Source organism: Petrotoga sibirica DSM 13575 (assembly GCF_002924625.1).
GTDB classification, from domain to species: Bacteria; Thermotogota; Thermotogae; order Petrotogales; family Petrotogaceae; genus Petrotoga; species Petrotoga sibirica.
In genome coordinates this window covers 25125-36617 of record NZ_JAHC01000027.1, presented here as the reverse complement: position 1 = coordinate 36617, position 11493 = coordinate 25125, and the positions used below count along the sequence as shown (strand labels likewise).

Here is an 11493-nt window from a genome sequence, read left to right as displayed (position 1 = left end):
TGACTGTCTTAATTAATTCCGAGCATACTGTCGATTTTGTTTTTATCAAAACCAATGATATAATGATTTCCAATTTGAATCACTGGAGTCCCCATCTGATGAGTTTTTCTAACTAATTCTTCTGCTGCTTTTGGATCTTTTGAAACATCGACTTCCTTAAATTTTATTCCCAATTCTCTAAAGTACGATTTGGCTTTCCTGCACCAAGGACAACTTGGAGTTGTATAAACCTTTATTTTTACATGTTGCATATTTTCTTTCCACCTCCCATACCCTATATAGGTATTTTTTATTATAATAACAGACTTTCATAATATTTCTTTTAAGAAAAGGTAAATATAATTTTGTAAAATAGAAGTGTTTAAATATCAATTAAACATTTTAAAGACGAGGTGATAAACGACGGACTACATATTTAATTATCCTAAACTTCCCATAAATTATAAAGTAAGAGAAGAAGATGATTATTTTGTTTATACGTTCAACACGGTATATACCGACCCTATCTACAAAGAAAATGAAACTCAGGTAATTCACATGTTTAAACCCGAGCAAAAAGTTAAAGGGGATATAGTTTTTCTACATGGTATTGGGCCCAACAACGTTCCCTACCTTGAATGGTACGGTAGATATTTTCAAAAACTTGGTTACAGAACGAGTGTTGTGATTCTTCCTTATCATCTGAGTAGAAAACCAAATGACATAGAAGATGGTGACCCTTATTATTCACCTGAACCAGAGAAGTGTACAGTACTTTTCCATAATTCGGTAAAAGACGTTCGAAGGACGATCGATTTATTAGAAACTTTCGATGATTTTTCCGAAAATAACTTGTACTTGATGGGTGTATCTTTTGGAGGAATAATTGGTGCAATGACTTTAGCCCTCGATAAGAGAATTAAAAAAGGTATTTTGATGATCACTGGGGGAAATTGGAGATGGATAAACTTTTATTCACCATATACAGAGAAAGTTAGAGAAAGATACGCAAAAGAAAAGAATTCATTTGGTTGTGATTCCGAAGAGTATTGTAAAAAATATAGAAGTGATGCGGCTAACTTTGTGAAATATAAAATCAATTCAATAGATGATATATTCCAAAAAACTCCCATCACTTGTTACCATTACGACCCTTTAAGTTATGCCAAGTTTGTTAATCAACCTGTTCTTTTTATAAAAGCTCTTTTTGATAAGATTATGCCACATAAAGCAACAAATGACCTTCAAAAGTTATTGCCAAATAAAAAGGTTAAAAGATTATTGTCTGGGCATAAATCTAGTTATTTATTCAAAAGAACCGTTGGATGTTGGGTGATTAATTTTATAGAGGAAGGGCTATCCCAAGAAAGCCGAGAAAAAAGTAATAAAAGAGAAGAAGTTTTAGAATCAAACCGTTAAATCCAAAGTTAAACCTAAAACAAACTCTAAATCTAAAGAAGAGCTATTACTTTTAAAAATTTCTAAAGATCGAAGGGTGTTAAGTAACTTTTTTATTTTTTCTGGATCAGTTTCGGCCCTTAATTCATTCGTTATTTTTTGAATTTCCTTTTCGATTCGTAGCCTTACGTCTACTTTTTCGTTGGCATTTTTCTCTGTATTTTGCGATTCATAAATAGAATCTTGGGATGAACTTTTGTCTATTTCTTTTCTATACAAAATAACAGCTTTAGATTTGCCTCCAACGGCAGCTAAAAATCCTCCCCTCTTTTTAAGATTAAGGTCTATGTCAGTATAAATAACTATTCCACCTTTTTTCAACGCCTGAGATTTAAATTGATTTATGTTCCCTGCCTCATGGGCTGCCACCCTAAGTATACTCAAAGACGCAGGAGAACTATTAGCCAGGCCAGGTTCTCCAGGATCCAACTTGTAACCCAAGTATGGGTTAAAATATTCTGGTTTGATGGAATCAATCATAAAATCACCTTTCTTTTGGAGGAATAGAGACGAATAAGGGATCTTACATTTTATTGATTGAGATAAAAAAAGATTATACAGTGAATTTTAATCACAAAGAAATAAAGATCAATAAAGGCTTGTACGCTTACATAGGTTCTGCTATGAAAAACCTTCACCAAAGAGTTGGCAGGCATTTGACTTTTAATGAAAAAGCTTACCAAAAACATTGGCATATAGACGGTATATTAGAAAACGAAGAGAACAAAATTATATTCATCGCTATGCTGCCTTCAGATAGACGCATTGAAGAAGACATTTCAATAGAATTTGCTAAGAATTTTGAGTTTATTAAAGGTTTTGGAGCCACTGATTTAACTGTAAAATCAAACCTTTATCTCATAGATGATATCGACTGTTTTTTTGAAATTATTAAAAATTTCATTCTTTGAGTACGGTTTTAATGGTTATTCTTATTCTTACTTCATCTATTATATCAAAGATAATATCAATTTTACCTTTCTCTGAGTTGTTTTTAAAGTTTTGATAATTCCCTTCTATCTGCATTTTGTCTATTTCGATATTGGGTGAAGACATACTTAAGTTAACAATTTGTCTGTCCTTACTGTAATTTTGTACTGTAATCAAAAAGTCTACTATTCGGGAATTTCGGGATTTGACTTCCACATCAGACATTTTTTCTATTTTATATTGTACATCCCAACTCTCACCTAGATTTATCTTAAGCGAGTCATCTACAGGTGTGTCTTCTATGTATGCTAACTTTATTGGAAAACTTTCACTATCGAATTCCTCATGTATCCAAACTTCTCCAGAAGGTAACTCTATCCCTAAACCATTATATTTTGTATTTTCTGTGTGTCTTATTATCTGGGTTTTTGTATAATTTGGTATATTGGAGTACAAAGAAAAATTAATTACATTTCTGTCTTCGTATGACAATATATCGTTTTGGGATATCCTAACATTCATTAAAGTATTTTGAAAATTGATTTTTCCTAAATTCATTGTATAAGTTTGACTTACAATTGCCTCTTTTGCAACAATCCCAAAATCATCCATACTTGCCATCCGTGTACCACTCAATAACTTTGTACTCTCTACGTAATCAACAGGAGACAAGTTAAGATATTCGTTCACTAAATATAGATTCGTTGGGCCAACAGGAATACCCTTGATTTGGACGTTTTTGTTGAAAGTCCCGTCACTTTTCATCTCATAGATAACTTCCCATGAACCCCTTGCCCTTAAAGCAATTACAGAATTTTTGGGATTCCTCAATAATATTTGAGTACTCGGTTGAATCTTATCTTTATTCTTTTCATCAGTAACACACCATTGACTTAACTGAGGATTGTAAAATAGAATTTCTTTTGTCCCAACTATCTTATAAACACCTTCATCTATAGCCTCAATAGATTTTTGAGTGAAATCATCCAAAGAAACAATCTTAAAAGGAAAATTTTGGTATACCTTTTGAAGTTCCCAAGAATCCACTCCACTGATACAAAGCACATCAAAACCATCAGGAACTAAGAACGAGGTTTCGTTAGAAACCGTATAGAACAGTTGCACATCTTTAAAGACAAAGGTATAATTCTCTGACAGAACCGTTATACATAAAAAAACGATGAGCATAAAAAATACATACATTTTCTTCACGAAATTCATCTCCTTTTGATTTATTAAAAGAACCTGCGGTCCTAGCCCGGTAAGGTGAGGGCTCGCCCTGTGACCCTTTTTTAAAAGCAGAATTTTTTTATAAAACTATCTATAGCGCCCTTCCCCCGCTCCCCACCCATAAGGATAAAGGAGCCTTTGCCCTTTCGCCCCGCAGCCCAGTTATTGTATATGATATTTTTCAACCAGATCATCAAGTATCTTTCTAGCAACTGGGGCGGCAGCGGTAGACCCCATACCTCCATTTTCAATAATGACAACGATTGAATACTGAGGATAACTTGCTGGCAAAAAACCAGCAAACCATGAGTTAGCGGGCTTTCCACCCCCTACTTCTGCGGTACCTGTCTTTCCAGCAACCGTTATTGGAAAATCCATAAAGGACTGAAAAGCAGTTCCTTCTTCGCCAGCTGGTCCACCGAATGAGGTCACTTCTATCATACCTTGGTAAATATATTTCAGATATTCTTCGTTCATTTCGTATGAATCTCTAAGTAAAGGCGTATTTTTATTTATAATGTTTTCAAAAATATCTTCTTCTCTTTTAAATAAGCTGAATTGATAATATTCTCCTTCTGTAGCAAGAATATTATATATTCTTAGAATTTGAAGTGGAGTCATTGTGACGTAGCCTTGACCTATATACGTTAATAATGTTTCTCCTGGATACCATATGGTATCGAATTTCTCATCTTTCCATTGGGGGTCTGGGAAAATCCCCGCTTTTTCATTTGGTATTTCTATTCCTGTTTTAGAAGTAATATCAAATCTTTCGGCAACACTTTTCAAATAGTCTATCCCCAAGTTTTCTCCAAGCCAATAATAATAAGAGTTAACCGATGCCCTCAAGGATTTCACTAAATTAGTTTCACCATGGCCTAATGTATACCAATCGTAATAAGATGCGATAACGTTACCTTGAGAGTTCTTTAAATCGTATCTTCCAGTGGAATTTATAGTTGTTTGTGGAGATACGCCTCCTTCAAGCGCTGCATATGCAACAAAAGGTTTTATGATAGATCCTGGTGCGTACAATCCAGAGGTTACTCTATTTAACAAAGGCCTATTATTATCGTTCAAAATTCTTTGAAACTCTAAATTACTCATTCCTTGAGCAAACAAATTAGGATCTACAGAAGGGTAACTAACAAAGACTAATATTTCCCCTGTTTTTGGTTCGGAGATGATCACCGAACCATTGTAGTTTCTTTCTTTTAAATAATTGTATGCATTAATCTGTAATTCTAAATCCAACGTCAAATAAATATTGTTACCATTAATCGAATGCGCATTAGTTATTAGAGGTGAAAATGATTTATTTGTCGCAATATTGATCATTTTGTACCCTGGCTCCCCCTGTAATTCTTTATCAAATACCAATTCCAATCCTGACCTGGGAGTACCTTCATTGTCAACATAACCCAAGACATGGTACAAAGATTCGTGAGCATACCTTCTTATATATCTCTCTTGAACTTGTAGATTTTTATCAATGCTGGCTATCTTTTGAGCAGTTACCGAATTTATTTCTAAATTCACTCTTTTTTGAAAATTTAATTTATCTATTACGGTATAAGGATTATCTACAACGTCTTTTAGAACTATGTACAATTCAGATTCTGTTTCTTCACTCAACGTTCCTCCTAAATTCGTTAAATTATATATTCTTTGGTTCCATGCCAACAAATTTCCATTTCTATCGTATATATTTCCTCTCTTAGGAGAATCTTTTACAATTCTTGTTGATAACTCTTGAACTTCCACCGTATATATATTCCAGTTTAAAATCTGTAATTGAAATGATCTAGCAAAAAGTAAGGCAATACCCAAAAAAAATAAAGAAAACAATATTTTAGCTCTTTTTTCTTTCATTGAAAACCAGCCTCATGTTCAAAAAATATAATACAAAGATAATTATCATATCCCAGAAAAACGGATAAAGAGAAGAAGTAATGACACTCATATACAGCGACAAAACGCCCACATATATCAATGCATTAATTAAAGTCATTTCCAACTGATGTAAGAAAAAGTTGATGAGAAGAAAGATAACAAAAAAAATTATTGCAAGAAATCCCAATTCAAACCTAGAATTGAAATAAAAAATAGTATATACGAATACAAAAAAAAGGAGTCTATGGTCATCTTTTTCAAGATTTGACACATACAACACAATTATAGGGAAGATAAAAAAAAGTATTTCTCCAAGCCATCTATCAAATGAAGCTGCAACTAGAGCTAATAAAAAATAAATTAAATACATCATATTTTCTCACTTCTTTTGTTTAATAAGGAAAAAAGTACACTAAAAAATCATCGATCGTGACAGGGTTAAAAAGATAAAGGTCTCCATATTTAGAAACAATTTCACCCGATAAAAATATACCCTCTTTTTCTACACCTTTTACATAAGCAGGAAGATCTATTTTTAGGTGCTCTTCCATTACTACATTATAATTATCAGGTATTTCAACCAATAAATTGCCTTTATCCTCTTTTATCAAAACATCTACAACCCCTATTTTCCCAAAAAAATGTTGATCTCCCCAACCTAATTTTCTCACAACTACTCTATCTGAGAATATGTTTTCAACAAAACCTAAAAGGATACCATCTGTAGAAACTGCTAAATATCCTTTTCCCAAGTTACTTTTATTATTCGTTAAAAGGCTAAAACTACGATTCGTTTCATTTAAAATTATGCCTCGAGGAATAGTTAAATCCTTATTTTCACTGTTTTGACTTTCAATTAAATAAAGGGGTTGTTTGTCGAGTTCATCCAAGATACTAGTAATTTTTTCAGCACTTGCATCCCTTTCTAAAATTTTGGAATGAAACAGTGAAAAAACTAAATCAAACGGGTACGTTAATGGTTCTAAAATGACTCGCAAGTTTTCAAAAGTATTAAATAAAATCGTAATAAAGATCAAAATTACTAGAAATAAAATTCCAAAATATCTCATATTAAGCTTTTTGAGATATACTTTTTATGAGATTTATCTTGTCAATAACTATTCCAGCCCCTCTAGCGACGCAAGTTATTGGATCATCCGCTATTACTACTCTTATCAACGTTTCCTTTTCTAACAGCTCTTTTATTCCTTTGATCAATGCGCCCCCACCAGCTAAAAATATGCCTCTATTAACGATATCATACAAAAGTTCAGGTGGAGTTTCTTCAATTGCCAATTTAATATTTTCAACTATCTTGGTAACCGGCACTCTCATGGCGTTTCTTATTTCCGACCCTGTAATGGTAACATTTTTTGGAAGGCCTGTTAGAACGTCCAAACCTATCACTTCCATGCTTAAATCATTGTACTGGGGGCTATCAAAAACATTACCAATCTCAATTTTTATCCTCTCAGCAGTTTTTTCTCCTATTACCATATTGTATTTTGATTTTATGTGATTGATAATTTCTTGATCGATTAAATCTCCCGCTACCCTTATAGATTTGGATAATACTATATTTCCCAGAGAAATTACGGCTATTTCTGTGGTACCACCACCTATGTCTACAATCATATTCCCCGATGGTTCTTCTATATCTAAACCAGCACCAATAGCTGTTGCCATAGCTTCTTCAATTAAAAAGGCCTTACTAGAGCCGGCATCCAAGGCTGCCTCTCTTAGAGCATTTCTTTCTACTTGAGTTGCATCTGTAGGTATTCCCACAACTACCGTTGGTTTAAAAAAGCTAAAACCATTCAATGATGTGTTTATAAAGTACTTAAGCATTGTCATAGCCACATTATAATCTGCTATTACACCCTCTTTCAGTGGTCTAATGGCGATTATATTAGCAGGTGTTTTTCCAATCATTTTCTTAGCTTCTTTTCCTACTTTAAGCAATTCTGAAGTTTCTTTATTGATGGCTATAACGGAAGGTTCATTTAGAATTATCCCTTTACCTTTCATATAAACTAACGTGTTTGCTGTTCCTAAATCTATACCAAGATATGGTCTCAAATACGATCGCATTACTTAAAAGCCCTCCTTAAAAGTATATTATGCTGCCCACCCCACTACTTAGTAGTATAACACAAACAATTCATTATTGATGTTGCAGAAACATAAATGTAAATTGTTGTAATTGACAAATATAAAATAAAAATTTATAATATTAACCGACTTGTTTAATTAACTGTGCATTTTTGATAGTTTATAGGAGGCACCTTGAATGCAAATAGGTGAAAAGATAAAAAGCCTTAGAATAATGAGAAACATGACCCAAGAGGAGCTTGCGACAAGATCTGATTTAACTAGAGGTTTTATTTCCCAAGTTGAAAGGGATTTAGCTTCTCCTACTGTTGAAAATTTGGAAATGATTCTAAGAGCTTTAGGAACTGATCTGAAAGATTTTTTCTCGAATCTCGAAAATAAGGAAAAGATTGTTTTCACAAAAGAAGATAGAATACCTATATACGATACACCAAAAGGAGTTAAAGAAGAGCTTCTTTTAACGACGTCCGAACCAAAAAATATAGAACCTTCTTTGTTAGTTTTGGAACCAGGTTGTTCAACTAATATTGAAAAACCTCATGAAGGTGTGGAATTGGGATATGTGATTGAGGGAGAGATAGAGTTATACCTAAACAAAGAAGTTTATTTGGTACGCAAAGAGGAGACTTTTTTTTATTCAGCAAATAAGAAACATTTCATAAAAAATAAAAGTAGTACAAATATAGCAACTCTAATATGGATAGAAATATTTTAAAGGAGGATTGAGATATGGCAAAATCCCTAGGAAGACATTTGATATCAGAATTATACGATTGTGATGAAGAGATACTAAACGATGTTGAACAAATAGAATACTTAATGAAAAAGGCAGCCATTGAATCGGGAGCAACAATAGTTACTTCAACATTTCACAGATTCTTACCCCATGGGGTAAGTGGAGCAATAATTGTTTCTGAATCTCATTTGGCAATTCACACTTGGCCTGAATACAATTATGCATCTTTAGATATATATACTTGTGGAGATTCTGTCGATCCATGGAAAGCTTTCTATTATCTAAAATATGCTTTAAATTCAAAAAGACAGGAGAGTCAAGAATTCAAACGAGGAGTTTTTTCTTCAATAGGAATTCCTGAAAATTCCGCTCATAAAGTTGAGGTGAGGTGATGGCTGAAAATAATTATACCTTTCCACATACTATTTTTACCGAGTACGATAAAGTACATAATGTAGGAGTCTTTACAGAAATAACTAATCATATTTATACCGAACAAACGGATTATCAAAGAATAGATATATATGAAACTCCAACATTTGGAAAGTTATTCTCATTAGATGGAGTCATTATGACGAGAGATTCGGATGAATTTGTTTATCATGAAATGATCTCACACGTTCCTTTGTTCATACATCCTGACCCCAAGAAGGTTTTGGTAATTGGTGGAGGCGATGGAGGAACTGTTAGAGAAGTGTTGAAACATGATTCAGTAGAAAAAGTCGTTCTTTGTGAATTGGATAAAAAAGTTGTAGAAGCTGCTTTAAATTATTTACCCAACATTTCTTATGAGTTAAAAAATCCAAAAGTGGAATTAGTTTATGAAGATGGAAGTAAATTTGTTTCTCAATTTAAAGATGAATTCGACGCTATATTGATTGATTCCACGGATCCCACAGAAGGTGAAGGTGGACTACTTTTCACCGAAGAGTTTTATCATAACTGTTTTGAGGCCTTGAAGGAAAACGGAGTTTTCTCTGCACAGACCGAGGAGCCTTTTTTAAAAAAAGAATGGATGATAAGGGCGTACAAAAGAATCACCAATACCTTCAATGTAGCTCGATTGTACATGGGTTATGTACCTCAATACATGCCAGGTACATGGACATGGACGTTTGCCTCAAAAAATTTGGACCCAATAAAAGATTTTGATCCTGAAAAGGTTAGAGAGTTTAATAAAGAACTTAAATATTACGATGAAGAAGTACACGTTGCCTCTTTTTCTCTACCTGTTTTTGTAAAAAAATTAATCAGTTGATTCACTAAATAATGGCGGACAATTGTCCGTCTATTTTTTTAAAACAATCAAACTATGTATATATTTCTTTTATCGTATATTTTTTCCAACTCGGAAGAGACGAATTCGATCATTTTACTTTTTAATTCCTCAGGGTAAGAAGAAACGCCATTTACAGTATCATAAGGGAAAAACGAGATTGGAGATTTAAAAAACTTTTTAAATCTTTTTAAGTATTCAACCGGTATTCTGAATACTCCCAGTGTAATGGCATTAATCTTTTTTAGGTTAATGTTCACAGATAGCAAGTTCAAGAACTCCTTGTAGGTATCTCTCCAGTTTTCTCCTATATAAAGTATAGGATCCAACGCTAAATTGACTTTCCAACCTTTTTCTAGCAACTGAGATATAGCCATTAACCTTCTTTCTAAAGAGGGGGTGTTTTTTTCATATTTTGCTATTACTTCCTTTGGAGATATACTCCATGTAATGATCAAATTTTCTAATGGAGAGTAGTTCAAAAATTTTTTATAATTGCTTGTCTTAGTTCGAATTTCTATAGTTATTTGGGGGTTTGCCTCAGCAAACTCTATCCATTCTTTTAAAAACGGGTAGATTCCTTCAAAAAGAAGGATGTCTGAATCATACGATATACTTAGATAAAGCTTTCCTTGACCCCGTTCGGGGCGTTCTTTAATCACGTTTAATAATCTGCTTAATTCATGAAAGTAATCTGAGAGATTAACAAAGAATAAAATGTTGGAAGAGAAGTTCATACCTTTCAAATAACAGTAATCGCAATCGAGTAGACAGTTGACTACGAAATTTGTGTAGTAGAAATTTTGTTGTTCAAAATTATGGCACAAAGTTGACCCTTTATAGATAAAATCACCCTTGTTAACTGCCAGGATCAAAGACGGTGAGAGTTTTTGTAGAAAAGGGTTTTGGTTCTTCCTGGAGAATATTTCATTGTAGTTATCAATGTATACAATCTTACTTTTGTTGAGTTTGCTTGTAATTTTGTTAGTTAATGGATAATATAAAGCATCTTTCTCAATGTAGATGTGTGAGAAGGTTTCACTGGTATAATTTTGATTTGAGATCTTCAAAAATCGCATCCCTTTCTTTTTTGCTTTTTGGAATGTAATTAAAATATTCTTCTAAGAATAAAGGGTTTATTCTCTTATTCGATTTGAAATATGCATATCCATTTTCAAGTTGTTTTGTCTGTGAGAATGTTAACTTCAAACTTTTAGAAACCTTCTCTATGATTTCTTCGTCTTGTTGTTGAAGAATAGGTTGAAATAACTTTAGTAGGGAACTCACCAATTTTGCGAAAGAAAAAATTTCTTCTAATTTGTCGTAAATTAGCTCATCTATATACTTTTTAGTCAGTCTTTCTAAAGGCTGATTTTTGCTCACTTTATCGGAGACTATTTTTACTACATATATCTGATGAACAAATAAAAATTTTGAAGCAATCTCAAAAAAAGCCGATGATTCCATATCCACTAGGTCTTCTTCAAATTCATAATTTCTATTGAGAATATCTATACTTTGAATGGAACCTTCTTTTAGATTGTGTTTAACTAAGATATCCGTATAGTACTTTCTTTTTCTCTCATAATCTACTACTTTATTAACTAAAACTAGATCGCCAACATTAAATTTGTTATTTAGACTACCACATATTCCTAAATTTATTACATAATCACTATGATTCAAACCTCTTAAGGTATCTTTCAAGAGATAGGACGTAGCCCCGGCTACATTGATTTTTCCTACCCCTGATATTACAAGATGGACTTCTTCATTTTGATAAGTCTCAAAAGGCCTATCTGTTGTTTTTTTTAAATCTAAATATTTTATTATCGCTCTTGCTTCAATACCCATTGCAGAGATTATATAAAGCATGTAA

Annotated in this window: 14 protein-coding genes; 5 read left to right on the top strand and 9 right to left on the bottom strand. The window is 32.8% G+C overall.

Annotated elements, in window-relative coordinates:
• Positions 1 to 8: 8 nt before the first annotated feature.
• Positions 9 to 251: a glutaredoxin family protein gene (locus AA80_RS07125; RefSeq protein WP_103877102.1), complete on the bottom strand. Its 243-nt coding sequence runs from the start codon at positions 249 to 251 to the stop codon at positions 9 to 11.
• A gap of 286 nt (positions 252 to 537) precedes the next feature.
• On the opposite strand from AA80_RS07125, the gene AA80_RS07120 reads away from it, so the two are divergent.
• Positions 538 to 1398 carry an alpha/beta fold hydrolase gene (locus tag AA80_RS07120; protein WP_103877101.1) on the top strand — a complete coding sequence of 287 codons (861 nt, stop codon included), beginning with the start codon at positions 538 to 540 and terminating at the stop codon, positions 1396 to 1398.
• Here AA80_RS07120 and AA80_RS07115 read toward each other — a convergent pair.
• A complete protein-coding gene (locus AA80_RS07115; RefSeq protein WP_103877100.1) occupies positions 1387 to 1917 on the bottom strand; it encodes a hypothetical protein in 531 nt (176 codons plus the stop codon). The two genes, AA80_RS07120 and AA80_RS07115, sit on opposite strands and share 12 nt — an antisense overlap.
• A 53-nt stretch (positions 1918 to 1970) precedes the next feature.
• On the opposite strand from AA80_RS07115, the gene AA80_RS07110 reads away from it, so the two are divergent.
• Positions 1971 to 2348 (top strand): GIY-YIG nuclease family protein, encoded by a 378-nt coding sequence (locus AA80_RS07110; protein ID WP_103877099.1) that lies wholly within the window; start codon positions 1971 to 1973, stop codon positions 2346 to 2348.
• On the opposite strand, the gene AA80_RS07105 is transcribed toward AA80_RS07110, so the two are convergent.
• The 5 genes from AA80_RS07105 to mreB form a co-directional block, all read right to left on the bottom strand.
• On the bottom strand, positions 2338 to 3579 hold the full coding sequence (locus AA80_RS07105; protein ID WP_103877098.1) for a hypothetical protein: 1242 nt from the start codon (positions 3577 to 3579) through the stop codon (positions 2338 to 2340). The genes AA80_RS07110 and AA80_RS07105 overlap by 11 nt on opposite strands.
• 180 nt (positions 3580 to 3759) lie before the next feature.
• On the bottom strand, positions 3760 to 5469 hold the full coding sequence (locus tag AA80_RS07100; RefSeq protein WP_103877097.1) for a penicillin-binding transpeptidase domain-containing protein: 1710 nt from the start codon (positions 5467 to 5469) through the stop codon (positions 3760 to 3762).
• On the bottom strand, positions 5450 to 5863 hold the full coding sequence (locus AA80_RS07095; RefSeq protein ID WP_103877096.1) for a hypothetical protein: 414 nt from the start codon (positions 5861 to 5863) through the stop codon (positions 5450 to 5452). Before AA80_RS07095 ends, AA80_RS07100 begins: the two co-directional genes overlap by 20 nt.
• Positions 5864 to 5882: 19 nt before the next feature.
• Positions 5883 to 6560, bottom strand: coding sequence for a hypothetical protein (locus AA80_RS07090; protein WP_103877095.1), 678 nt, complete (start codon positions 6558 to 6560; stop codon positions 5883 to 5885).
• Position 6561: 1 nt separating this feature from the next.
• Complete coding sequence (mreB, locus tag AA80_RS07085; RefSeq protein WP_103877094.1) at positions 6562 to 7581, bottom strand: rod shape-determining protein; 1020 nt, start codon at positions 7579 to 7581, stop codon at positions 6562 to 6564.
• Between the two features lie 199 nt (positions 7582 to 7780).
• Between mreB and AA80_RS07080 the strand changes: the two genes are divergently transcribed.
• The 3 genes from AA80_RS07080 to speE are packed head-to-tail and all read left to right on the top strand — an operon-like array spanning position 7781 to position 9596.
• Complete coding sequence (locus AA80_RS07080) at positions 7781 to 8317, top strand: helix-turn-helix domain-containing protein (RefSeq protein WP_103877093.1); 537 nt, start codon at positions 7781 to 7783, stop codon at positions 8315 to 8317.
• A 14-nt stretch (positions 8318 to 8331) separates the two neighbouring features.
• Positions 8332 to 8730 (top strand): adenosylmethionine decarboxylase, encoded by a 399-nt coding sequence (speD, locus tag AA80_RS07075; protein ID WP_103877092.1) that lies wholly within the window; start codon positions 8332 to 8334, stop codon positions 8728 to 8730.
• Positions 8730 to 9596 (top strand): polyamine aminopropyltransferase, encoded by an 867-nt coding sequence (gene speE / locus AA80_RS07070; RefSeq protein WP_103877091.1) that lies wholly within the window; start codon positions 8730 to 8732, stop codon positions 9594 to 9596. The genes speD and speE overlap by 1 nt, the downstream gene beginning before the upstream one ends.
• A gap of 47 nt (positions 9597 to 9643) precedes the next feature.
• Here speE and AA80_RS07065 read toward each other — a convergent pair whose 3' ends face one another.
• Positions 9644 to 10684 (bottom strand): SPL family radical SAM protein, encoded by a 1041-nt coding sequence (locus AA80_RS07065; RefSeq protein WP_103877090.1) that lies wholly within the window; start codon positions 10682 to 10684, stop codon positions 9644 to 9646.
• Positions 10653 to 11489: a 5'-methylthioadenosine/S-adenosylhomocysteine nucleosidase family protein gene (locus AA80_RS07060; protein WP_103877089.1), complete on the bottom strand. Its 837-nt coding sequence runs from the start codon at positions 11487 to 11489 to the stop codon at positions 10653 to 10655. Before AA80_RS07060 ends, AA80_RS07065 begins: the two co-directional genes overlap by 32 nt.
• Positions 11490 to 11493 lie beyond the last annotated feature (4 nt).